Annotated in this window: 22 protein-coding genes and 1 tRNA gene; 8 read left to right on the forward strand and 15 right to left on the reverse strand. The window is 73.0% G+C overall.

Features of this window, described 5'->3' with window-relative positions:
* Nucleotides 1-33: 33 nt before the first annotated feature.
* From IEY91_RS15290 to IEY91_RS15300, 3 genes are all read right to left on the reverse strand, one after another.
* Nucleotides 34-627: a DUF4383 domain-containing protein gene (locus IEY91_RS15290; protein ID WP_189174337.1), complete on the reverse strand. Its 594-nt coding sequence runs from the start codon at nt 625-627 to the stop codon at nt 34-36.
* A 132-nt stretch (nt 628-759) separates the two neighbouring features.
* The gene (locus IEY91_RS15295; RefSeq protein WP_189174491.1) at nt 760-2142 is read right to left on the reverse strand and encodes a coiled-coil domain-containing protein; all 1383 of its coding nucleotides are present in this window, start codon (nt 2140-2142) and stop codon (nt 760-762) included.
* Nucleotides 2143-2352: 210 nt separating this feature from the next.
* Entirely contained in the window at nt 2353-3171 is an 819-nt protein-coding gene (locus tag IEY91_RS15300; RefSeq protein ID WP_229696970.1) for a DUF4097 family beta strand repeat-containing protein, read from the reverse strand.
* A 205-nt stretch (nt 3172-3376) separates the two neighbouring features.
* On the opposite strand from IEY91_RS15300, the gene IEY91_RS15305 reads away from it, so the two are divergent.
* Nucleotides 3377-3448 (forward strand) — tRNA-Val (locus tag IEY91_RS15305).
* A gap of 70 nt (nt 3449-3518) precedes the next feature.
* On the opposite strand, the gene IEY91_RS15310 is transcribed toward IEY91_RS15305, so the two are convergent.
* Nucleotides 3519-4595, reverse strand: a complete 1077-nt coding sequence (locus IEY91_RS15310; RefSeq protein WP_189174338.1) for a GlxA family transcriptional regulator — start codon at nt 4593-4595, stop codon at nt 3519-3521.
* A 137-nt stretch (nt 4596-4732) separates the two neighbouring features.
* Here IEY91_RS15310 and IEY91_RS15315 point away from each other — a divergent pair, with 137 nt between their 5' ends.
* Together IEY91_RS15315 and IEY91_RS15320 are read left to right on the forward strand one after the other, a co-directional pair.
* Nucleotides 4733-5596: a S1 family peptidase gene (locus IEY91_RS15315; RefSeq protein ID WP_189174339.1), complete on the forward strand. Its 864-nt coding sequence runs from the start codon at nt 4733-4735 to the stop codon at nt 5594-5596.
* 59 nt (nt 5597-5655) lie between these two features.
* The gene (locus IEY91_RS15320) at nt 5656-6681 is read left to right on the forward strand and encodes a GlxA family transcriptional regulator (protein ID WP_189174340.1); all 1026 of its coding nucleotides are present in this window, start codon (nt 5656-5658) and stop codon (nt 6679-6681) included.
* Here the strand turns inward: IEY91_RS15320 and IEY91_RS15325 are convergent.
* From IEY91_RS15325 to IEY91_RS15335, 3 genes are all read right to left on the reverse strand, one after another.
* Nucleotides 6632-7264, reverse strand: a complete 633-nt coding sequence (locus IEY91_RS15325; RefSeq protein WP_229696971.1) for a hypothetical protein — start codon at nt 7262-7264, stop codon at nt 6632-6634. The genes IEY91_RS15320 and IEY91_RS15325 overlap by 50 nt on opposite strands.
* 194 nt (nt 7265-7458) lie before the next feature.
* Complete coding sequence (locus IEY91_RS15330) at nt 7459-7806, reverse strand: hypothetical protein (RefSeq protein ID WP_189174341.1); 348 nt, start codon at nt 7804-7806, stop codon at nt 7459-7461.
* Between the two features lie 174 nt (nt 7807-7980).
* Entirely contained in the window at nt 7981-8361 is a 381-nt protein-coding gene (locus IEY91_RS15335; RefSeq protein ID WP_164325457.1) for a DUF8825 domain-containing protein, read from the reverse strand.
* Between the two features lie 77 nt (nt 8362-8438).
* Here IEY91_RS15335 and IEY91_RS15340 point away from each other — a divergent pair, with 77 nt between their 5' ends.
* Nucleotides 8439-8672, forward strand: coding sequence for a DUF2277 domain-containing protein (locus IEY91_RS15340; protein WP_164325459.1), 234 nt, complete (start codon nt 8439-8441; stop codon nt 8670-8672).
* A 191-nt stretch (nt 8673-8863) separates the two neighbouring features.
* On the opposite strand, the gene IEY91_RS15345 is transcribed toward IEY91_RS15340, so the two are convergent.
* A complete protein-coding gene (locus IEY91_RS15345; RefSeq protein ID WP_164325462.1) occupies nt 8864-9469 on the reverse strand; it encodes a DedA family protein in 606 nt (201 codons plus the stop codon).
* Nucleotides 9470-9749: 280 nt separating this feature from the next.
* Here IEY91_RS15345 and IEY91_RS15350 point away from each other — a divergent pair, with 280 nt between their 5' ends.
* Nucleotides 9750-10298 carry a superoxide dismutase family protein gene (locus IEY91_RS15350; protein WP_189174342.1) on the forward strand — a complete coding sequence of 183 codons (549 nt, stop codon included), beginning with the start codon at nt 9750-9752 and terminating at the stop codon, nt 10296-10298.
* Nucleotides 10299-10419: 121 nt separating this feature from the next.
* On the opposite strand, the gene IEY91_RS15355 is transcribed toward IEY91_RS15350, so the two are convergent.
* From IEY91_RS15355 to IEY91_RS15370, 4 genes are all read right to left on the reverse strand, one after another.
* Nucleotides 10420-10881, reverse strand: a complete 462-nt coding sequence (locus IEY91_RS15355; protein WP_164325466.1) for a DoxX family protein — start codon at nt 10879-10881, stop codon at nt 10420-10422.
* Nucleotides 10882-10950: 69 nt separating this feature from the next.
* The gene (locus tag IEY91_RS15360; protein WP_189174343.1) at nt 10951-12936 is read right to left on the reverse strand and encodes an FAD/NAD(P)-binding protein; all 1986 of its coding nucleotides are present in this window, start codon (nt 12934-12936) and stop codon (nt 10951-10953) included.
* Nucleotides 12937-13131: 195 nt separating this feature from the next.
* On the reverse strand, nt 13132-14787 hold the full coding sequence (locus tag IEY91_RS15365) for an alkaline phosphatase D family protein (RefSeq protein WP_189174344.1): 1656 nt from the start codon (nt 14785-14787) through the stop codon (nt 13132-13134).
* A 127-nt stretch (nt 14788-14914) separates the two neighbouring features.
* Nucleotides 14915-15559, reverse strand: coding sequence for an HNH endonuclease family protein (locus IEY91_RS15370; RefSeq protein ID WP_164325472.1), 645 nt, complete (start codon nt 15557-15559; stop codon nt 14915-14917).
* 563 nt (nt 15560-16122) lie between these two features.
* Between IEY91_RS15370 and IEY91_RS15375 the strand changes: the two genes are divergently transcribed.
* Complete coding sequence (locus tag IEY91_RS15375) at nt 16123-16701, forward strand: TMEM165/GDT1 family protein (protein WP_164325474.1); 579 nt, start codon at nt 16123-16125, stop codon at nt 16699-16701.
* 185 nt (nt 16702-16886) lie between these two features.
* Complete coding sequence (locus IEY91_RS15380; protein WP_164325476.1) at nt 16887-17543, forward strand: HAD-IA family hydrolase; 657 nt, start codon at nt 16887-16889, stop codon at nt 17541-17543.
* Nucleotides 17544-17596: 53 nt separating this feature from the next.
* On the opposite strand, the gene IEY91_RS15385 is transcribed toward IEY91_RS15380, so the two are convergent.
* The gene (locus tag IEY91_RS15385) at nt 17597-18325 is read right to left on the reverse strand and encodes a peptidoglycan-binding domain-containing protein (RefSeq protein WP_189174345.1); all 729 of its coding nucleotides are present in this window, start codon (nt 18323-18325) and stop codon (nt 17597-17599) included.
* A gap of 458 nt (nt 18326-18783) precedes the next feature.
* Between IEY91_RS15385 and IEY91_RS15390 the strand changes: the two genes are divergently transcribed.
* Nucleotides 18784-20841 carry an MDR family MFS transporter gene (locus IEY91_RS15390; protein ID WP_229696972.1) on the forward strand — a complete coding sequence of 686 codons (2058 nt, stop codon included), beginning with the start codon at nt 18784-18786 and terminating at the stop codon, nt 20839-20841.
* 35 nt (nt 20842-20876) lie between these two features.
* On the opposite strand, the gene IEY91_RS15395 is transcribed toward IEY91_RS15390, so the two are convergent.
* Entirely contained in the window at nt 20877-21428 is a 552-nt protein-coding gene (locus tag IEY91_RS15395) for a GNAT family N-acetyltransferase (protein ID WP_189174346.1), read from the reverse strand.
* Nucleotides 21429-21477: 49 nt separating this feature from the next.
* Nucleotides 21478-21804, reverse strand: a complete 327-nt coding sequence (locus IEY91_RS15400; RefSeq protein WP_189174347.1) for an antibiotic biosynthesis monooxygenase family protein — start codon at nt 21802-21804, stop codon at nt 21478-21480.
* Nucleotides 21805-21868 lie beyond the last annotated feature (64 nt).

Here is a 21868-nt window from a genome sequence, read left to right on the forward strand (position 1 = left end):
TCGCACAGCGCCCCGGCCGCGCCCCGGCGGCCCTCAGCCGCTACCGCTGCCCCCGCTCCGCAGAGCCCGCCGCCTCCCCGCCCGCGCCGTCGCGGGCTCGGCGTCCGGGTGCCGCGCCTTCCAGTACGGGTTGTCGTGCGGCAGCGTCGCGCTCACCCTCCCGTACATCCCGAAGAACATCAGCATCACCCCGACCACGAAGCTGAACAGGACGTTCTGGATGCGGAAGGCGAGCGGGTTGAAGCTGGACTCCAGCAGGGCGAGGTTGACGAAGCCGCTGAGGATGAAGGCGATGCCGAGCACCATGTTCAGGGTCGACGCGAAGTTGCCGCCGATCACCATTCCGGCGAACAGCAGCAGCCCGACGCAGATCGACAGGACGCTCAGGGCGCCGTTGGTGTTCAGGCCCGCGACCTTGTCGCCGCCGGTGTCGAAGAAGCCGACCTTGTCGATCAGGCCGAGGATGCCGAAGGCGAGCAGGACCAGGCCCATCAGGCCCGCGCCGAAGCGGTAGACCCGGCTCAGCCGGTGGTCGACGGGCAGATGCTCGTCGAGCCTGACGTGCCGCTTGTGGCTCTTGTGGCTCTTCTCGGACCTGGGGCCGGGGTGAAGCACATGCGTGGCCATGTCCGCCTCCTTCGTGCGCGCGGAGGCCCGCTGAGACGACGTACAGATATGTACGTGACGTAGGTGACGTACGACGCACGTACAGACGTATCTCCAGGATCCGCCCGGGAAGCCCCGACCGCCAACAAGAGGCTAGGCGCCCTGGCCCCGCTCCTCGCGGATCCGCGCCACCACCCGCGCCACCGTCGTGCGCACGCCCTCCGTCTCGGTCAGGAAGTGCCAGTAGTCGGGGTGGCGGCCCTCCAGCGCGGCGACGGCGCGGTCCAGGCGGGCCACCGAGTCGTCGAGGGGGCGGGCGTGCTGCGGCTCGGGCTTCTGGCGGCCGGACATGGCCAGGCGCTGGGCGTCGCGGAGGGCGAAGCGGGTGCGCTCGATCTCGGCCTGGGGGTCCTTCGCGACGGCGTTCAGGCGGCGCAGCCGGTCGCCGGCGGCGGAGACGGCCTCGTCGGTGGAGTTGAGGAGTGCCCGCACCGTGGAGAGCAGCGCCGTGGCGTCCGGCCAGCGCTGGTCCTCGCGGGCGCGCTGGGCCTCCTTCAGTTTGGTCTCGGCCTGCCGCACGTTCTCCTCGGCCTGCTGCGGCACCTGCTGGAGGTCCTGCCAGCAGGCCGCGGTGAAGCGGCGCCGCAGCTCGCTGAGGATCGGCTGCACCTGCCCGCTGCGGGTGGTCAGGGCCTGCGCGCGCGTACGCAGCGACACGAGCCGCCGGTCGATCTCGCGGGCCCGCTCCGGCAGCCGGTCCGCCTCGGCGCGGACGGCTTCGGCGTCCCGTACGACCCGGTCGGCGCGCTGCAGGGTGTCGGCGACGCCGTGCCGCCCCGCGCCCTGGTTGAGCTTGGTCAGCTCGGGCGCGAGCGCGGCGAGCCGCCCGGCGAGGTCGTCGGCCTTCAGCCCTGCGGCGCGCACCGCGTCGAGCGCGTTGCTCGCGGCGAGCAGGGTCTGCCGGGCGCGCTCCACGGCCGGGGCCAGGCGCGCGAGTTGGGTCTCGGCCTTGTCGAGCAGCGGTGTGAGCCCCTGCGAGAACCGGTCGAGGTCCTGCTTGGCGGTGCCGAGTGCGTCCTTGGCCTGGGTCAGCTCGGCGCGGGCGCGCGCGGCGGCGGACGTCTCCAGGTCGTCGCGGTCCAGGTCGTGCGCGTCCACGGCGGTGATGTACTGGTGACTCACCTCGTCGATGCGCCGCCCGAACGCCTCGAAGTCGGACGCGGCCTTCTGCGCGGCCGGGGAGGAGTCCACGGCGGCGATGGTCTCGATGGAGATCCGCAGGTCGCGCTGCGCGCTGTCCAGCTCGTAGAACGCGGCCGCGGCGGCGTCCTTCGCGGCCTGCGCCTCGGCCCGCACGCTCTCGCCGCGCCCGCCGAACCAGCGCCGCGTGCCGCCTCCGGCGAAGGAGGCGGGGAGGGCGGCGGCGAGCAGCGGAAGTACGGGGAGGGGCAGGAGGACGAGGGCGAGGGCGTCGCGGAGGGGCTGCCCGGCGCGGCGAAGGCCCCCACGCCGTCTCCTCGGGCCGCCCCGGGCCACGGCGTCACGGCGCGAGGCGACGGCATCGACGGCTTGGACGGCTTGGACGGCATGAACCGCACCGACGGCATCCGCGGCGGACACCGCCGACGACGTCCATCTGTCCCTTGTGTACGGCCGCGGAGGTGTCGCCGTCACTATCCCTCTCCCGTGCTGTTCGCCCTGCCCGGTGTCATTCTCCCACCGGTTGAGGACGAACACACGGGCCGGTCAGTTCGCGCTGCGCACTGTGACGCTGCCGTCGACGCTCCGCACGGAGACGTGGTGGGGGCTGCGGGTGTCGCGCGGCACGGAGATGTCCGAGCCGCCGTCGACGGTCTCGCTGTCCACGCGGTACGAGGCCGCGCCCCCGTCGCCGCCACTCTTGGTGACCGGCAGCGCGACGTTCACGGAACCGTCCTTGCTGCGGACCTCGACGCGGTCGGGCGCGGCGGCGAGTTCGAGGCGTACGGAGCCGTCGCGGGAGGTGGCGCTGATCCGCTTCGAGGTGACGTCGACGGCCCGCACGGATCCGTCGACGCTGCTCAGGTCGAGCGGCCCGCGGGCGTCCTGCACGGTCACGGACCCGTCCGCCGTACGCACCTTGAGCGGCTCGCGGAGGCCGGTGGCCGTGACCTTGCCGTCCTTGTTGAGGATGGTCAGGGCGACGTCGCGCGGCACGACGACGCGGTGCTTGGCGGAGCAGTTGCTGATGACGCCGCTGCACTTCACGCGGAACGTGAGCCGGTCCTTGTCCATGTTCCACGTGACCTTGGGGCTCTCGCCCATGACGGTCCGCCCGTCGAACCACCGCGTCACGCGCACGTTCCGGTCCTTCACGTCGTCCGAGACGACCACTTCCAGCGCCGAGTCGTCCGAGTCCACGGTGAGCGTGCGCCCCGGCAGTGCGAAGGACCGCTGGTCCGGGTCGGAGTCGTCCTCGGCACTGGCCCCGCACGCCGCGACCATCCCGACGACGACCCCCATCGTCCCCACCCCGACCAGGACACGCATCCCCCGCGCACGCGGACGCCGGCTGCGGACGGTCATGACGTTCTCCCCTTGTTCTGCCCTCCCCGCGGCCGCTGCCACGAGCACATGACGACCGTACGAACTGCCCGCCCTCCAGGGGATCCGGGCGGCCACCGGATCCACGGTGGGGCTATCCCCCCACGTCCCCGGGGGTCTCCGCCTCCGCCCCCGATACGCGTTTGCGAGGCCGGGCCACCGGCAAGGTAGGCTGTCCGCACATTCCGGGCGCGTAGCTCAGGGGTAGAGCGTCGCCCTTACAAGGCGAATGTCGGCGGTTCGAAACCGTCCGCGCCCACCGGTTCGAGCAGCAAGTCAGTGGCCCTCTGGGGGAGTACCCGGAGGGCCACTGTCATGCCCGGAGTCCACTAAGAGTCCACATCCCCACGCGTGGCGTCCTCCGGGGCGAAGATGCCGACCAGGTTGCGGAACGCCGCGCGGTAGATCGTGGGTGTGGTGCCGTTGAAGCGGTGGAAGTGGTGGCGGAGGTTGGCGGGGGTGCCCAGGCCCGTGGTGGTGGGGATCTGTTCCACGGGGGTGTCCGTGTGTTCCAGGAGCCACTGGGCCCGTCGTACGCGGGCGCGCAGGAGGTACTGGAGCGGGGTGAGGCCCGTGTGCGCGCGGAAGTGGCGGGTGAGGGTGCGGACGCTGGTGCCCGCGTGGGCCGCGATGTCCGAAAGCGTCAGCGGGCGGTGGAGGTTGGCCTCCAGCCAGGTCGCGGTGGGGTCGGTGGTGAAGTCGGGGTGAGGGGCTGTGTCGGGGGCGGGGCCCGTATCGGGGGTCGGCCGGGGGGCTGTGTCGGCGCGTAGTGCCTCCGAGGGGTTCGGGAGGGTCAGGAAGAGATGGCGGTCCGCCTCTCTGGCGGTCTGTTCGTCGTGGTCCTCCTCGATGATCCGTACGCAGAGGTCCTTGCCGCCGAGCAGTCCTGAAGAGGTGAGGAAGGGGCCGTCCGCGACGGGCCAGTCGCCGAGTTCGACCTCGACGCGGGGGTGGCGGCGGGCGAGTTCGGCCGCGTCGGGCCAGGACGTCGTGGCGCGGCGGCCGTCGAGGAGTCCGGCTGCCGCGAGGGCGAAGGTGCCGGTGCCGATCGCGGCCACGCGGCTGCCCCGGGCGGCGGCCGCGCGCAGTGCGTCGAGCACGTCGGGCGGGGGTGGGGCGGGGCAGGACGCGTATCCCGTCACGATGACGGTGGCCGCGTCGAGCAGGCCGTCGAGACCGTGGTCGGCGGTCACGGTCATGGCCCCCGGGGCGGCTGTTCGGACCGCGGGATGCGCCGTCCCGGCCACCGCGTCCGCCGCCCCGACCGTGCCCCCGCCCGCGCACACCCGCACCTCGTACGGCGGGCGCCGGTAGAACGTGCGCGAGGCCGCGCCGAACAGCATCGCCGGGGTGGAGAGTTGGTGGGCCGGGGCCCCGTCGAGCGCGAGCAGCGCGACCACTGGCATGGCCAGAATTTAGCCCAGGGTGGCATCAGGGCGCTTTTTCCGACCTGCGGGGGCCGCGGAGGATGAGGGCACGCGCCGCCCCAAGGGCACGAAACGCGCGTACCCCATTCCTCACGCACCACCCGAAGGGCACCTCCATGTCTCAGTCTGATGTCCGAGCTCGCCGGACCGCTTCCTTCCGTCCCGTAAGGCGCCTGCTCGTCGGCGCCGGAGCCGTCGGCGCCGCCACCGTCCTGTGCACCGCGGGCATGAGCGGCAGCGCCCAGGCCATCGTGGGCGGCAAGGACTCCAAGGGGGCGTACCCCTTCATGGTGTCGATCCCGATGACCCTGGAGCAGGAGGACGGGACCAAGGTGCGGGGCGTCTGCGGCGGCGCCCTGATCGACCCGCAGTGGGTGGTCACCGCCGCGCACTGCGCGCAGGACGACTTCCAGGCCACGCCGGACGGCACGGTGCGCGTCGGCAGCGACCGCATGCACTCCGGCGGCACCGTACGCACCATCGTCAAGAAGGTCGTCAACCCCCGCTACGACATCGGCGGCGACCAGCGCTCGCACGACGACATCGCCCTGCTCCGCCTCGACCGCCCCGTCACCGGCAAGGCCCCGATCCGCATGGCCGACCGCGCCCCGCGGATCGGCGCGCACACCCGGCTCCTCGGCTTCGGCACCACCGTCGACGGCGCCCAGCCCAAGGACTGGAAGTTCTCCGAGCGGCTGCAGCAGCTCGACACCCGCCGGGCCCCGGCGTCCAAGTGCCTCAACATCAAGGGCAGCAGCGAGCTGTGCACGCAGAGCAGGGTGCCCGGCGCCATGGCGTGCAACGGCGACTCCGGCGGCCCGCAGATCCAGCGCGTCGGCGGGCGCTGGCAGCTCGTCGGGACCACGTCCGGCGACGGCGACGCGGCCGTCGACCCGAAGTGCGCGGGCGGTCCGGGGATCTACACCTCCGTCGCCGCGTACAAGGGCTGGATCGACAAGACGATCGCCGCGCATCGCTGACCCGCCCGCCGAAGCGCTCGCGGCACTGACGGTCACGTACGGCGCTGCATACTCCGACCATGTCAGTCATCGCGCTGCTCGTCCTCGACGGCGTCCCGGCCCACCAGCTCACCACCCCCGGCCTGGTCCTGGACGCCGTCGCCCGCGGTGCCTCCGGGGACGCGTACGAACTGCGGGTCTGCGCCGTCCCGCGCACCGTCACCACCGCCGAGCCCGCGGCCCTGACGGTCACGGCGGACTGGGGCGTGGAGGGGCTGGAGAGTGCCGACACCGTGGTGGTGGCCGGGCACGGCGGGTTCCTGGACGAGCCGCCGGCGGGCGTGGCCGAGGCCCTTCGGGACGCCGTCGGCCGGGGCTGCCGGGTCGCCGCCGTGGGCACCGGCACGTTCACGCTCGCGGCGGCCGGGCTCCTCGACGGCCGCCGCGCCACCACCGTGTGGAGCCATGTGCCCGAACTGGCCGCGCGCCACCCCCGGGTGGACGTCGACCCGGCGGGGACCCTCGTCGCCGACGGGCCGTTCCGCACGTCGGCCGGGTTCCTCGGCGGCCTCGACGTCTGTCTGCGGCTCGTCGAGGAGGACCACGGCCCGGCCGCGGCCGCCGCGACCGCGCGCCGGCTCGTCCTGCCCGTGTACGACGAGGCCGGTGCCGCGCGGGACGAACTCGACCGGGTGCTCGCCGAGACCGGCGGCCTCGAACCGACCGTCCAATGGCTGGAGGCAGGCCTGCACCGGCCGCTCACGCTCGCCGACATCGCCGCGCACGCCCGCCTCAGCGTCCGCACCCTGAACCGTCGCTTCCGCGCGCACACCGGCCTCAGCCCGCTCCAGTACCTGCTGCGCGCCCGCCTCGACCGGGCCCGCCGGCTCCTGGAGCACGACCAGGACGCCACGATCGAAGACATCGCCGTACGCGTGGGGTTCGGGTCGTCGGCGAGCTTCCGCCGACACTTCCGGCAGGCGACCGGCATGACGCCACGGGACTATCGCGCGGCCGTCGCTCCCGCTGCTCCCGCTGCTCCCGTCGCTCCCGCCGCTACCGCGCGGCCCGGGGCGGGCCCGCCTGAAGGTGGGCCTTCGCGTTGATCAGCGCGCGGGCCCGCAGGCGGCGCCACTCGGCGAGGTCGCCGCGGTGCCGGGTGCGGACCTCGGAGAGCGGCTCCTTGCGGAACGCGGCCTCCGGCTTGAGGTTGTTGATCACCGTCGACACGCGGAACCAGCGGCGCTGGTCGCCGTAGAGCGTGCGCTGGGCCGAGGCGAGACAGCCGTCGGTGTGGGCGCGGACCGAGTAGCCGGTGGGCAGGGTCAGCGAAAGCTCGGTGTGACCGGCGCCGAACAGGGCGTGCGTGACCCGCTGTTGCTCGGCGGGGGACGGCGGGCGGCCGCGGTCGCCGGGGCGCGGCGGGGTCAGGCCCTGCCGGGTCAGACAGGTGTCGGTGAGCTTCTGCTGCGCCGTCTTGATGATGTCGTTCGGCGGCAGCGCGCTCGTACGGGACGGCGCGGCGGAGCAGCCGACGGCGAGGGGGGCCAGGGCGGCCAGGACGGTGAGGAGGGGGACGGCGAAGAGCCCCAGGGGGCGGCGCGGGGCGGGGCCGGGGTGCGGGTCGCGCGGGTCGTGGCTTTGCCCGGCTCGCGCCCCGGCTTCGCGTGGGGCGGCTTCGTGGCGCATGCGGGCGGCTCCTGGGACTGGTTCGGCGCACAGTGCATGCGCACACTCCCCAGGGGCCGCCCGGCCAATCGCGTTCCGGCCCGGACTTCACCCGGAACGGTGAGTTGTCGTACCTGGTGGGGTGCCGGGTCGGCCGCCCGGTTCCAGGCGTGGACGCCGGCACCTGCGGCGTCGGTGGGACGGCGGCCCCGACGCTAGTGGCGGCGCTGCTGCGTCGACGGGTGCGTACGGCGGTATCTGCGGTCCCAGCGTTCCTGGCGGGAACGCCGGATGCGGTAGTCGCGGTACGTGGCGGGGATGCCCCCACCGCCACCTCCGCCGCTACCTCCGCCGCCGGGCGCCCCGCCCGGTCCCGCGCCCGCGCCGCCGGGGCCGCCCGCCCTGGCCGAAGCCCCGCCGCCCGCGGGGCCTTGCCGTGCCGGGCCGCCGTCGTGACGGCGGACGAGGAAGTAGACGAGCGCCGCGGCGACGAGCCACAGCAGGGGCTGGTTGAAGCCCAGGGCGATCAGGATCGCCAACAGGGCGATGACGAGTACGGTCATGGCCGCACCTCCGCACGCTGGAACGCGGGGGCCGATTCTTCGGTGGACAGGAGAGCGCGGGGTCCGCGTGCGTGGAGCGGGGGCGGCTCCGGAGCGCGGGCCTCGCGTCGCGGGGTCGTACGAGGGCTCGTTCGCCCTTGATGAGGCGGAGTCAACGCCCGCCGCCTCCGCCTGTCAATGCTCCTCGGAGGTGGTCGTCGCCGGGGGCTCGGGCGGGGTCTTGTGCACGTGCTTGAGCCTCATCCGGGTATCCACCGTGTCCGGGGGCGAAACCTGGTCCCAGAAGCGGTGGCAGCTCACGAAGACCGCCAGCTCCCGCTCCCGGTCGCGCAGCTTCTCGACCTCCGCCTGCTCGTCGGGCGTCCAGCCCGGGGAGGCCGGGCGCTCCACCTTGCGCCAGCCGTGGTTGTCGCTGAAGCCGTCCAGGGGCTCGACGGACCAGGGCAGCCGCTTCAGGAGCGTCTGCAGCTCCGATCTGACCTGGTGCAGCTCCTCCTGGCCGGCGAGGAGGTCGCTCGGGAACTCTTGCGCGGGGGTCGCGGGGGTTGCTGGCACGGCCGTAATGCTACTCCTGTTCGAATTCGAGGGGCGAGTGGCTCGACGGGGGTGTCGCGCTGCGCGAGGCTGTACGTATGTGCCGCAGCATCAAGACCCTTCGTCCGCCCGTCATCCCCGAGAAGGCCACCGACGACGAGATTCGGGCCGCCGCGCTTCAGTACGTGCGCAAGGTGTCCGGGTTCCGCGCCCCGGCCGCCCACAACCGCGAGGTCTTCGACCGCGCCGTCGCGGCGGTCGCCGAGGCCACGGCTGCGCTCCTTGACGACTTGGAGGTCCGGGGCACCCGGGCGGCACCGTCGCCCGGCTAGCCCTCGCGGGTGCGCCCCAGTCCCGCTGATCGCCGCTTCGCGGCTCGTCCTCAATCGCCGGACGGGCTAGTGGGTCGCGGAGCGGGGTCTGGGGCGGAGGCCCAGGAAGGGCGGGTGGGTGGGGGAAAGCCCGTCCGGCGTTTGAGGACGAGGGCCGGAGGCCCGACAAGGGGGAGAGGGGCGTAGCCCCATCAGGCGGGGCGGCGGACCAAGAAGGCTGCTGCTGCGCCTGCGGCGACGAGGGCGAGGACTGAGACACCGGTCGCGAGCCAAGTGGCGCCCAGCCACTGCCCGCCGAAGTAGCCGAGCCCCACGCTGTACCCGGCCCACGCCACGCCCGCCAGGGCGGACCAGGGGAGGAAATCCCGCACTCGCCGGTGCGCGGCCCCCGCGCCGAGGGACACGATCGACCGCCCCGCCGGGGCGAAGCGGGCGATGACGAAGAGCACGCCCCCGCCACGGGCGAGCGCCGTACCGAGGCGTTCCTGCGCGCTGGTCAGGCGGCGTGAGCGGGCGATGGCCCGGTCCAGGCGTTCGCCGCCGCGCCACGCAAGGCGGTAGGCGACCAGGTCACCGAGCACGGACGCCGTCGCCGCGCACAGCATGAGCAGCAGGATGTCCGGCACGTCGTTCGGGACCCGCCCCGTGCCCGAGCCGGCGGCCGCGGCGGCCGTCGCCGCGGTGATGACGAGCACCCCGCTCGGCAGCAGCGGCAGGAACACGTCGAACAAGACGGAGAGCGCCACGACCGCGTAGATCCATGGGCTGCCGGTCAGCGCCCCCACACTCTCCAACACCGAAATCTCCCCGTTTCGCTCCCCCGGTCGGCAACTCGTCGCCGCGATGCGCGGGGAGCGGCGGGTGGCGGCCTTGTGACAGCGGTACAGCGTACGCCGCGCACTCGGCCGTAGATCCACTGGGGGCTCAGATGTTCGCCACGTCACGTTCACCCGGCTGCCGCCCCCGGTGCGGCGTACGTCCGCGAAGTCCCGTACGAACGAAGCAGAGGCGCACACAACGGGCGCCGGGTGGTGGGGCGACGGACTACGGGGACGACGAGAAAAGGAGAACTCGACGATGGTGGCAGGAATACTCACCGCGGCCGTGACCGCGGCCGTGCTCGCCGCGAGCGGCGCCGCACCGGGCGAGGGCGCCGACTGCGTGCGCGCCGAGGGCCGGTTCACGCCGACGAAGACGCCCTCGCCCGCGCTCACTTACGACCGGAACCTCGTGCCGCCCGGCGCCCGCATCGAGGTCACGCAGCGTCACGACAAGGGCGGCACCCGCGTCACCCTGCGCGTGCGCGGAGTCAAGCCGGGCTTCGCGTTCGGCGCGCATGTGCACCGCAAGTCGTGCGGCGTCGACCCGGCCGCGGCGGGCGGCCACTACCAGCACCGCCCGGACCCCGTGCAGCCGTCGAAGAATCCGGCCTACGTCAATCCGGACAACGAAGTGTGGCTGGACTTCACCGCACAGCCGGATGGCTCGGGGAAGGCCTCCGCGGTCCACCCCTGGGGCTTCAGGCCCGGCGAGGCGGGCGCGGTGGTGCTGCACCGCGAGCAGGGCGGGGCCGGGGACCGGGTGGCGTGCTTCACGGTGCCGTTCGAGCCGCGCGCCCACTCGTGACGTCCACGCGTGACGCCGACTCGTAGGCCGTCGCACGCGAAGGCGCCCCCTTCTCCGTACCGGGAACCACGTACGGAGAAGGGGGCGCCGCTCGTGCGCTCGTGTGCTGCGCTCGTGCGGATCAGGCCGCGATCGGGGTGCGCTCCCCGTCTGCCGCCGCCTTCGGCTCCCGCTCGCCGCGGGCCGCCGCGATGAAGCGGTCGAGGCCGAACGCGCCGGAGCCGGTGAAGACGAGCAGCAGCAGGGCCCAGCAGAACATCGCGGAGGCCTCGCCGCCGTTCTGTATCGGCCACAGGGACTCCGGCTGGTGGACCTTGAAGTACGCGTAGGCCATCGAGCCGGACGACACGAGCGCCGCGGCGCGGGTGCCGAGGCCGAGCAGCACCAGGGTGCCGCCGACGAGCTGGATGACGGCCGCGTACCAGCCCGGCCAGGTGCCCGCGTCGACGGTGCCGCCACCGCCGTCGGTGCCGCCGAGGACGCCGAACAGCGAGGAGGCGCCGTGGCAGGCGAAGAGCAGGCCGACGACGATGCGGAACAGGCCGAGGGCATAGGGCTGGGCGCTGTTGAGACGTCCAGTCATGGTGGGGGACTCCTTCGGTCTTGGGTCGGTTGGGGACGGGAACCGATCGGAGACCCACATTAGGTCCGCCTAATTAGTACTTGCAACTTCAACATCTGAGTGTTTCGTGAGAATCTGCTGTATCCGGCCGTCCCGTGCGCCCCGGGGGCTCGGCACCATGGCGGAAACCGTCGCCGCCCGCAGCGCCGCCCGCGCCACCGCGTCCGCGTCCGACAGCGTCACCGAGTCCACCCCCGGCCTGGCCCCCGCGGCCGTCACCCAGTGCACCCCCTCCGTCGGCACCCCGAACGCGAACCTCCGCGCGTGGGCCCGGCCTTGACGGTCGATCAGGTGGTAGGGGCGGGGGGTGACGTCGAGGCCGCCCGTCTCGTGGCCGTCGACGGTGTGCGGGCGGCACGCCCCGGACCGCAGCAGCCCCGCGAGCAACGCGTCGCCGGTGTGCCGCAGGTCCGGCTCGGGCAGCCGTGCCTCGATCAGGGTGGTCACCCGCACCTCGGAGCCCGGCACGTCCGGCGAGTGCGCGACGAACACGCCGTCCTCGCCGCGTACGTCGAGCCGCGGCCCCAGGACCTCCACCACGCCCGCCTCGACGAGCGCCGTCAGCTCCTCGATGCGGCGGCGGGGCGGACCGATCGACAGGAACGCGTTGAACGGCGTGTACCAGCCGTCCAGATGGGCCCGCCGCGAGGCGCCCGCGAGACCGCCGTGGTCGACGGCGAGCCGCAGTTCGTTGCGCAGGTCACGGAGCACGTCGAGGGCCGCCTTGAGCGGGCCCGCCACATTGCCGAGCGCGGCCTGCGCGGCGTCCTCGCGCAAGTGGCCGAGCAGCCAGGAGCGGAAGTCGCGCGGCGAGCGGAAGGTCTGTCCTTCGTACGGGCGCTCAAGGCGCTCCCAGGACCAGCGGTCGTCGGCGGCTGACCCGACCCCGAACCCGAACCCGAACCCGAACCCGAACTCGTCCAGGACCAGGGCCTCTTGGGGGCTGCCGTGGGCGGTGTCGAGGAAGCGGTCGCGGAAGGCGTGCGCCCGCTCTGTCGCGGTGGAGGCCCTTAGGAGCGTTGTGTAGTAGACCGTCTCCACCTCCTTGGCGACCAGCGGCCAGATCTCCGCCAGGAAGTCGGGCGCGTCCCCGCTGTCCGCGCGTTTGCGGAAGCGGGCGATCGCCTCCGGGGTGAGGACGGCCGGGTGGTGGCGGCCGTAGGGGCCCTTCGCGTTGTCGCCGCGCGCCTGGTACGGGACGCCTCGGCGTGAACCGGCGTACAGCCGGGGCTCGTTGCCGGAGGGGAGGTAGCGCAGTCCGCCGCGCTCGTCCGGTACGTAACGTCCGCCGCGCCCCTGCGTCAGGAGCGCCATGTGGTCGAAGAAGTTCAGGCCGAGGCCGCGGAGGAGGACCGGTTCGCCCGGGGCGAGGGCGGTGAGGTCGACGTCGGCGGGGTTGGCGGGCGGGAGGTGGCGCAGGCCGTGGCGGGCGGCGTACGCGCTCAGGTCCCGCTGCGGCCGGTCGCCGGTCGCGGGGAGGTGGCCCTGGGCGAGGACTACGGCCGAAAGCCCGGACACCTCACGGGAGTTGTCGTCGAGTACGAGGGTCTGGGTGCCGTCGGCCGTGTCGTCGAGGCGGACGGCGCGGGCGGCGTGTGTCTCGACGCGGACGGCCACCGGGGCGGCCCGTACGGTCTCGGCGAAGAACCACTCCAGGTAGCGGCCGTAGTCGGCGCGCGTCGGGTAGTCGTCCGGGCCGAGCCCGGGTATGTGGCCGCGCGCGGCCCACTCGTACAGGCTCGGGCCCGGGTGGATCGGGCCCGCGCAGTCGACGCTCGGGTCGGTGAACAGGGTCACCTGGGAGGCGACGGTGTTCATCAGGAGCTCGGGGGACTGGGCGGTGCGCCAGACCCGGCCCGGCCCCGGTGGCGCCGGGTCGACCATGTGGACCGTCAGGCGGACGCCCGGGGGCAGCAGCTCGGTGGCCGAGGCGCACAGGCGTTCCAGGACGCTCGTGCCGCGAGGGCCGGCTCCTACGACGGCTATGGAGTGGTCGGCGGGCGCAGCAGCAGACAAGAGCGTGACTCCCGGTACGGGTGGGGCGCAGGAAGCGGACGATGCGCTTCATCATGCCCTGCGGGGCTTTCCCCAGTCCCGCCCCTTCCCGGCTGTGACAATTTGCGGCTCCGCCGCGTGGAGGGGGCTGCCGCCCCCTGGACCCCCGCTATCGGCCTGAACGGCCTCGTCCTCAAACGCCGGACGGGCTGAGAATCAGCCCGTCAGGGAGCGGGAATCCACCGTTTCCATGTTCGTCACGCCCATGCGTGACCGCTGCGCCCGGTCGAGTTGGAGGTCGGCTGTGCGGCCCCGCAGCGTCAGGGTCATGAGGTGGTTGCCGAACCACGGGCCGCCCGTCCGGCGCCAGGACAGGGTCGGGCGCGGCAGCCGGCCGTGGCGTGCGAAGCGTCGCCCGAGGCCCCGGCCCACCCGGCTCCAGCCGAAGCGGAAGCCGACCCTTATCGAGGCGGGGATGGAGTTGTGCACCGGCGAGCAGGTCAGCTGGAGGACGCGGGCGTCGGGGGCGCCGCCACCCGGCCACGTGGGCTCGGCGACGTACGCGTGATGGACGTCGCCGGACAGCACGCACACCGTCGCGGGCGCGTCCTCGCCGGACCCCGCCTCGGCGATCATCGCGGCAAGGGCGTCGAACGACGACGGGAACGCCGCCCAGTGCTCCAGATCGGCCCTGCGCCGCAGATCCTCGCCGAACCGCGCCCAGCGCGCCCCGCGTTCGCCCCGGCACAGCGCCGCGTTCCAGCCCTCGGCGTCGTGGATGAGGTGGGGCAGCAGCCACGGCAGTGACGTACCGATAAGGAGGTGGTCGCAGCCGCCCTCCAGGGCCTGCTCGCGCAGCCAGCGCGCCTCCTCCGGGTCGAGCATCGCGCGCTTGTCCTCCTCCAGGACGCGGGCGGCGCGGGTGTCGACCATCAGCAGGCGTACGCGGCCGAAGTCGCGCCGGTAGCTCCAGCGCGTCGCCCGGGGGTCCGCGTCGGCCGCCGCGGCGAAGGCGCGCAGCGCGTCGGTGCCGTCGGGCGTGGCCCGCACCTCCGCGAACAGTTCGTTCCGCGCCAGCTCCGCCGGCGGCAGATTGCCCAGGTGCTGATACACCCAGTACGACATCAGGCCGCTGAGGATGCGCTCGCACCACCAGGGCGTGGCCCGCATCTCCGCGAGCCAGGACGCGCTGGTGTTCCAGTCGTCGATGACGTCGTGGTCGTCGAAGATCATGCAGCTGGGGACGTTGGAGAGCAGCCAGCGCACCTCGGGGTCGAGCCAGGACTCGTAGTAGAGGTGCGTGTACTCCTCGTAGTCCGCGACCTGGTCGCCCGGGGGCTCGGAGAGGTCGCGGCGGGCGGCGAGCCAGCGGCGGGTGGGCTTGGAGACCTCGTCCGCGTACACCTGGTCGCCGAGGAGCAGCAGCACGTCCGGGCGCGGGGCCGCGGGATCGGCGGCGATGCGGGCGGCGAGGGTGTCCAGGGCGTCCGGGCCCACGGGGTCGTGCTCCCCGGCGGGCGGCGCGGCCCAGCGGCAGGAGCCGAAGGTGACCCGCACGGCGTCCCCGTCCGGGCCGCCCGCGCCGTCACCTGCCGGCGTACGGATCGTGCTCGCCGGAAACCGCGAGTCGGGCAGCGGCCACACGGGCGCGTCGTCGAGCGTGACCTCGTACGCCGTGTCCGTGCCCGGACGCAGGCCCGTGACCGGGACCAGGGCGTAGTGATGTCCCGCGATCTGGAACGTCCGGGCCGAGCCGCCCGCGCCGTCCGCGCACCGCACCTCGGCCGTGCAGGGCCGGTCGGCCTCCACCCAGACGGTCGCGCTCGCGCCGTCGACATACCTCAGCAGTGGACCCAGACGCAGCCGCGCCACAGTGATCACCCTCCTCCGTCGCCCCGTACGGTACGGAACGACGGAGGCGGGCGGGGTGGTTCCGCCGAACCTGAGATCAGCAGTCGTTCACCGGTCCGGGATCAGCAGTCGTACAGACGGTCCGGGATCAGCAGCCGTTCAGGATCGAGGCGAGCGCGCTCTTCTCGGCGGAGTCGACGCTGAGGCCGTAGTGCTGCTTCACGTCCACCCACATCCGGGCGTAGAAGCAGTGGTACGAGGTGACCGACGGCAGCCATTCGGCCGGGTCCTTGTCGCCCTTGGCCTGGTTGACGTTGTCGGTGACGGCGATGAGCTGCGGCTGGCCGAGGTCGTTGGCGAAGCTCTGGCGCTGGGCGGTGGTCCAGGTGTTGGCGCCGGACTTCCAGGCCTCGGAGAGCGGGACGACGTGGTCGATGTCGAGGTCGGAGGCCTGCGTCCAGGTGGCGTTGTCGTACGCGGACTTCCAGGTTCCGGAGACGGCGGCACAGCTGCCGTCCTGCTGGACGTTCTCGCCGTCGCGCTTGAGGACGACCTCGCGGGTGTTGCAGGCGCCGGACTGCGTGATCCAGTGCGGGAACTTGTCGCGGCTGTAGCCGTCCGACGAGCCCTCGGCGCGCACGGCGAGCTGGCCGAGGTAGGTGCGGGCGGTGGCGGCGCTGACCGGGGTGGGCGGGGCGGCCTGGGCGGGGGAGCCGGAGAGCAGGGTCGCGGCGGAGGCGAGGGCGGTGACGGCGCCGAGGGCGGCGAAGCGACGCGCGTAGACTGCGGGCATGTGAACTCCCTTGATGTGGGGGGACGTTGACCGGTGGGGCGGCCATGCTGGCGCTCCCGGGTTGCCCCGAGGTGTGCACCGGGTGACAGGGTCGCGTCAATCACCTGTAAACATCAAGGGTTCTGGCGTGTCGTCATGGAGGCGCGCCGGGGCGGAAGTTGGCGATTCTGGGGAAATGTCCGGTGTGAGGGTGCTCCGGTTCGCGGGGGATCGTCCGGGTGCGCGCGGAGGGTCGCTGTGGCCCCGGTCACGTCCGCCGGTCACGCCCACCGGCCCACCGGCCCGTCGGTCGGGTCGAAAGTCCCTGGCGGGGGCCTTACGCGGGTCGCGTAAGATGATCGGAGCAGAAGGGGAGTAGCTCTTCGCCGGACCGTCGACATACTGCTCAGCTCGTCTGAGCCGGCGCCCGGAGGCAGCCCACGTGGTGGGCGGCCAGCGAGACCTTCGGCAAGCAGTGCCCGCGTACACCCTCCGTGTGCGACACCGAGCGCTGCCGTGCCGAGGTGTCGTACGCGAAGGCTTGCGGAACTCTCGGTGGGGCGGCCCGACCGATTGAGGAACCCTTGATCAGCATCAGCGTGACGGCGCTAGTCTTCGGCGTCGTCTTCCTTGCCGAACTGCCCGACAAGACCGCGCTGGCCGGGCTCGTCCTCGGCACCCGTTACCGCGCCTCGTACGTCTTCGTGGGCGTGGCCGCCGCGTTCGCCGTGCACGTGGTGCTCGCCGTGGCGGCGGGCAGCGTGCTCACGCTCCTGCCGCAGCAACTGCTGCACGCGCTCACCGGCGTCCTCTTCCTGGGCGGGGCCGCGGTGCTGCTGATGAAGAAGGGCGAGGACGAGGAAGAGGTCCGGGCGCCGAAGAACCAGAGCTTCTGGCGGGTCTCCGGGGCGGGCTTCATGCTCATCCTCATCGCGGAGTTCGGCGACCTCACGCAGATCATGACGGCGAACCTGGCGGCGCGGTACGACGACCCGCTGTCCGTGGGCCTCGGCGCGGTACTCGCGCTGTGGGCGGTCGCCGGGCTCGGCATCGTGGGCGGCAAGGCGCTGATGAAGCGGGTGCCGCTGGCGCTCATCACGAAGATCGCGGCGGTGCTGATGCTGGGGCTCGGGCTGTGGAGCCTGTACGAGGCGATTGCCTGAGGCGGGCCGGGCCGGGCCGGGTCTGGTTTGCCCCGGTGGGGCCGGGCTGACCTGCGTTGTTGGCGTTCGGGGGCCTTGTTTTGTACCGTGTGGGAACAAAGTGGCTCCGCCCGTACTCCCTGACCGGCGGGCGGGGCCGCCTTGTTCTCCCATCCGTGTGCGGGTCTTTCCCTTGGAGTACGCCGATGACGGCCGCGAACGTACTGACCGCCCGAGCTCTCCTCCTCGACATGGACGGCACCCTCGTCAACTCCGACGCCGTCGTCGAGCGCTGCTGGCGGCAGTGGTCCGCGAAGCACGGGCTCGACGCCGACGAGGTGATGCGCGTCGTGCACGGGCGGCAGGGGTACGCCTCGATGGCGTTGCTGCTGCCCGAGCGGTCCATGGAGGAGAACTACGCGGAGAACCGCGAGATGCTCGCCCAGGAGACCGCCGACATGGACGGCGTCGTGCCCGTGCCCGGGGCGCCCGAGTTCATGGCCTCCCTCGCCGGCTTGCCGCACGCGCTCGTCACGTCCGCGGACGTGGGGCTCTCCACCGGGCGGATGGCCGCGGCGGGGCTCTCGCTGCCCGAGATACGGGTGACCGCCGAGAACGTGGGGGCCAGCAAGCCCGACCCCGAGGGGTTCCTCAAGGGCGCCGCCGAGCTGGGCTTCGACCCGGCCGACTGCGTGGTGTTCGAGGACTCCGGGGCCGGGATAGCCGCCGGGCACGCCGCGGGGATGCGGGTGGTCGGGGTCGGGCCCCGGGCCGGGGAGTACGAGCCCACGGTGTGGGTGGACGACCTCACGCAGGTGCGGGTCTCCGCTGACGCGGGGTTTGTGCGGCTCACGTTCAACTGAGCCGGGCAGTGACCCGGGCCGACTGCCCACGGCGGGAGCGGGTTGCCCAGGGCTCAGGGAGCGTTGGTCTCCGACTCCAAGGACTTGCGGGTCTTCGGGCCGTAGGTGCCGTGGGGGTCCGTCGTCACGCCTCGGGCCCATTGGTAGCGGGTCACCGCGTCGGCCACCGGGCGGGTGTACGTGCCGTCCGGGGGGCCCACGTAGAGGAACAACTGGCGTAGGCGGTACTGGAGTTCGGTCACGTCGTCGCCCTGGTCGCCGAGGCGCAGGGTGGCTGTGGGCGTCGGGCGGCGGGACGACGGGGCGGGGCCCACGGAGCCCGTCGCGCGGGCCGTCGAGCGTGAGGGCGAGGTGACCGGGGCGTTCCGTACCGGCAGCGAGCGTGAGGCCGAGGCCGACGGGGTCCGGGTCGGCGTCGGCGCGGCGTGGGACGACGTCGGCCGGGGCGCGGGCGGCGAGGCCTTGCGGGGAGCGGGTTCCCCCGAGGGCGCGTCCGGGGTGTCGGCCGCGGTGTCCGGCAGCGCCCGATCCGTGGTGCCGTCACTCCCGTCACCCCTGTCGCCGCCGCCGTTGCCCCCGGACAGCGCCCCGCCCGCGAACACGGCCACCGCCGCGAACACCGCCCCGGCCCCGGCGAACAGCCCCGTACGCACCCGCCGCGCGGACCTCTCGTACGCCGGAGAAGCCTCGGCCGGAGCGGTGTCCGCCGCCGCGGGAGCCTCCGGCGGCAGTGGCGTCGACGTCAGCGCGGGCAGCGGGGCCGACGGTTCCGGCAGCGTCACGTAGGGACGTATGCGTATCGGATCGAAATCCTCCGCGGCGGCGGCCTCCGCGGACCGCGTCTGACGCGCCGCGTCCGCGGCCTCGCGCGCGCACCCGCAGGAGGGCGCGGCCCAGCGCGCCCGCGGCGTACCGCATCCCGGACACACCGGCCCGTCGCCGCCAGAGCCTCCTGAGCTGTCTGGACGCCCCGAGCCCCCTAAGTCGTCCGGGCGCCCCGGGCCGCCTAAGGCCCCCTCCGGGTCGCGCGGCCCGCCCACCTCGCGCGCGGCGCGCTCCCGTGGTGCCCCGGCCCGTCCGTTCGCCTCGCTCATCGCGTGCTCCCTCCCTCGCCGGCCCCACAGAGCTCTGCTCCCCGGCCCCGCAGGGCTCTGAAGGAGTATGCAGCCACTCGGCTCGACAGGCCATAACGGATGACTCGGACCACGATGGGAGGTGGACAGCACCGCAGGAGGTGTCCATGACGCACGACGTGAGCGCCCGTCCGGCGGCTCCCCGGCCGGGGGCCGGGGAGCCGGAGCACGTGGGCGGCGGCGTACTGGTCTCCATCGGCGCGCTGCTCCTCGGCATGCTCCTGGCCGCCCTCGACCAGACCATCGTGTCCACCGCGCTGCCGACCATCGTCAGCGACCTCGGCGGCCTCGACCACCTGTCGTGGGTCGTCACCGCGTACATGCTGGCCGCGACGGCCGCGACCCCGCTGTGGGGCAAGCTCGGCGACCAGTACGGCCGCAAGAAGCTCTTCCAGACCGCCATCGTGATCTTCCTGATCGGCTCGGCGCTGTGCGGTGTCGCGCAGAACATGCCGCAGCTCATCGGCTTCCGGGCGCTGCAGGGCCTCGGCGGCGGCGGGCTCATGGTGCTGTCCATGGCGATCGTCGGGGACCTGGTCTCGCCGCGCGAACGCGGCAAGTACCAGGGCCTGTTCGGCGCCGTCTTCGGCGCGACCAGCGTGCTCGGGCCGCTGCTCGGCGGGCTCTTCACCGAGCACCTCAGCTGGCGCTGGGTCTTCTACGTCAACCTGCCGATCGGCGTCGTCGCGCTCGTCGTCATCGCCGCCGCGCTGCACATCCCGGCGAGCCGGGCCCGGCACACCATCGACTACCTGGGCACCTTCCTGATCGCGTCCGTCGCCACCTGCCTCGTCCTCGTCGCCTCGCTCGGCGGTACGACATGGGCCTGGGGCTCGGCGCAGATCATCGGGCTCGCGGTGCTCGGCGTCGTGCTCGGGGTGTGGTTCGTTGCGGTCGAGCGGAAGGCCGCGGAGCCGGTGATTCCGCTGAAGCTGTTCCGGATCCGCACCTTCACCCTCACCGCCGTGATCAGCTTCGTCGTCGGCTTCGCGATGTTCGGGGCGATGACGTACCTGCCGACGTTCTTGCAGGTCGTACAGGGTGTTACGCCGACCATGTCGGGCGTGCACATGCTGCCGATGGTGGCCGGGCTGCTGATCGCGTCGACCGCGTCCGGGCAGATCGTCAGCCGCACCGGGCGGTGGAAGGTCTTCCCGATCGCGGGCACCGGGGTCACCACGCTCGGCCTGCTCCTGCTGCACCAGCTCGACGAGAACAGTCCCACCGGCGAGATGAGCGCCTTCTTCTTCGTGTTCGGCCTCGGGCTCGGCCTGGTCATGCAGGTGCTCGTCCTCATCGTGCAGAACGCGGTCAGCTACGAGGACCTGGGCGTCGCCACGTCGGGCGCCACGTTCTTCCGCTCCATCGGAGCGTCGTTCGGCGTCGCGATCTTCGGAACGGTGTTCACGAGCCGGCTCGGCGACAAGCTCACGGACGCGCTGCGCGGGCAGGACCTGCCGGCCGGGGTCGGTGTCGACGCGCTCAAGGCCGACCCGCGCGGCATCGCGGAGCTGCCCGCGGACGTGCGGCCCGGGGTGCTGAACGCGTACGCGTCGTCCATCACGGACGTCTTCCTGTACGCGGCGCCGGTCGCCCTCGTCGCGTTCGTGCTCGCCTGGTTCCTGCGCGAGGACAAGCTGCGCGGGGCCGTGACGGCGCCCGACCCGACGCAGACGCTCGCCAGCAATCCCGTCGAGCGGTCTTCGTACGAGGAGGTGGCGCGCGCGTTGTCCCTGCTCGGGACGCGGGCGGGGCGGCGGGAGGTGTACGTGCGGATCACCGAGCGGGCGGGGTACGACCTGCTGCCCGCGGCGAGCTGGATGCTGCTGCGGATCGCCCGGCACGGGCACGTGGAGCCGGCCACGCTCGCCGAGCGCAGCATGGTGCCCCTGACCGTCGTCACGGAGGCCTCCCGCCAGCTCGAGGAGCGCCGCCTCGCCCTCCGCGAGGGCCTCGGCCTGCGCCTGTCCGACTCCGGCCGCGAGGTGGCCGCGAAGCTCGCGGCGGCGCGGGAGGAGTCCCTGGCGGAGCTGCTCGGCGACTGGTGGGGGCCGGGGCGGCCGACGGATCTGATGCAGTTGGTGGAGGAGCTGGGGGCGGAGATGTGCGGCTCGGACGCGGAACGGCCCGTTGGCGGGGGGCCTGGGCGGGGGCCGGGCAGGTAGGGCACTTCTGGCGGGCGGGGGTTGCCCCAGGAGCCCTACCCACCGTCGACCGAAAGCTCCTTCCGAAACCAATGCTCCGCATACTGATCGGAGTTGTGCGGCGGCCCCTCCACGTACCCGTGCCGCGCGTACAACGCCCGCGCCTCGACCAGATCATGACGCGTGTCGAGACGGACGCGCCCAGCCCCCAGCGAGCGCGCGGCCTCCTCAGCGGCGGCAAGCAGAACGCTGCCGCCACCTTTCCCACGCAACCCCGCCGCGACGAAGACACGCGTCAACTCGGCGGTGACGGTGGCTCCTTCGACACCAGCACCAACACAACCCCCGCCCCCGCCATCAACGCCAACGAGACGCACCCCGGCCGTCCCTCCAGGCTCCCCATCCCACCGGGCGACCAACAGCACACCCCCGGGCGGCACAAGCCCCGCCCCCGCATCGGCCGCGATCTCACGCTCCAACTCGGCGGGCTCGGTACGGCGCCCCTCATGCAGCTCGTACCACCGATCACTGACCTCGGTGTAATACGCCCGCCACAACGCGACAGCCACCGCCGAGCCGACCGGCTCGGGTCTCACGGTCCAGGACATACGGGGTCAGGCCTCCTCGTCACGGGTGCGGGGCACAGCCCAACGGGTGCTATTCGCTCTTGGGCGCCGCCTGCTGCACGACCTCGAAGGTCCACACTGCGGCGCTGGACGAGGCGGGCTTGGGGCGGTCGCCGCCGTCGGCCTGTCCCTGGTGGGACGCCTTCATCGGGCCCTCCATCCACGCCTGGAACGACGCCTCGTCGCGCCAGCGCGTGTACACCAGGTACTGGTCCGTGCCCTCGACGGGGCGGAGGAGTTCGAACCACTCGAAGCCGTCAGAGCTTTCGACGGCGCCCGCGCGGGACGCGAAGCGCTGTTCGAGGGTTTCCCGCTGTTCGGCGGGAACGGTCAGGACGTTGATCTTGACTACGCTCATGGGGTCATCCTGCCGCAGGGGAGTGGCGTACGACCGGGCAGGGCTAGGATGCGCGCGGTTGTCC

This window comes from Streptomyces lasiicapitis (assembly GCF_014646335.1).
Lineage (GTDB): Bacteria > Actinomycetota > Actinomycetes > Streptomycetales > Streptomycetaceae > Streptomyces > Streptomyces lasiicapitis.

Coding starts and splice junctions, on each gene's coding strand:
- IEY91_RS15290 (WP_189174337.1), bottom strand. CDS start 627: ATGGCCACGCATGTGCTTCACCCCGGCCCCAGGTCCGAGAAGAGCCAC.
- IEY91_RS15300 (WP_229696970.1), bottom strand. CDS start 3,171: ATGACCGTCCGCAGCCGGCGTCCGCGTGCGCGGGGGATGCGTGTCCTG.
- IEY91_RS15310 (WP_189174338.1), bottom strand. CDS start 4,595: ATGCCAGTGGTCGCGCTGCTCGCGCTCGACGGGGCCCCGGCCCACCAA.
- IEY91_RS15315 (WP_189174339.1), top strand. CDS start 4,733: ATGTCTCAGTCTGATGTCCGAGCTCGCCGGACCGCTTCCTTCCGTCCC.
- IEY91_RS15320 (WP_189174340.1), top strand. CDS start 5,656: ATGTCAGTCATCGCGCTGCTCGTCCTCGACGGCGTCCCGGCCCACCAG.
- IEY91_RS15325 (WP_229696971.1), bottom strand. CDS start 7,264: ATGCGCCACGAAGCCGCCCCACGCGAAGCCGGGGCGCGAGCCGGGCAA.
- IEY91_RS15330 (WP_189174341.1), bottom strand. CDS start 7,806: ATGACCGTACTCGTCATCGCCCTGTTGGCGATCCTGATCGCCCTGGGC.
- IEY91_RS15340 (WP_164325459.1), top strand. CDS start 8,439: ATGTGCCGCAGCATCAAGACCCTTCGTCCGCCCGTCATCCCCGAGAAG.
- IEY91_RS15350 (WP_189174342.1), top strand. CDS start 9,750: ATGGTGGCAGGAATACTCACCGCGGCCGTGACCGCGGCCGTGCTCGCC.
- IEY91_RS15355 (WP_164325466.1), bottom strand. CDS start 10,881: ATGACTGGACGTCTCAACAGCGCCCAGCCCTATGCCCTCGGCCTGTTC.
- IEY91_RS15370 (WP_164325472.1), bottom strand. CDS start 15,559: ATGCCCGCAGTCTACGCGCGTCGCTTCGCCGCCCTCGGCGCCGTCACC.
- IEY91_RS15380 (WP_164325476.1), top strand. CDS start 16,887: ATGACGGCCGCGAACGTACTGACCGCCCGAGCTCTCCTCCTCGACATG.
- IEY91_RS15390 (WP_229696972.1), top strand. CDS start 18,784: ATGACGCACGACGTGAGCGCCCGTCCGGCGGCTCCCCGGCCGGGGGCC.
- IEY91_RS15395 (WP_189174346.1), bottom strand. CDS start 21,428: ATGTCCTGGACCGTGAGACCCGAGCCGGTCGGCTCGGCGGTGGCTGTC.
- IEY91_RS15400 (WP_189174347.1), bottom strand. CDS start 21,804: ATGAGCGTAGTCAAGATCAACGTCCTGACCGTTCCCGCCGAACAGCGG.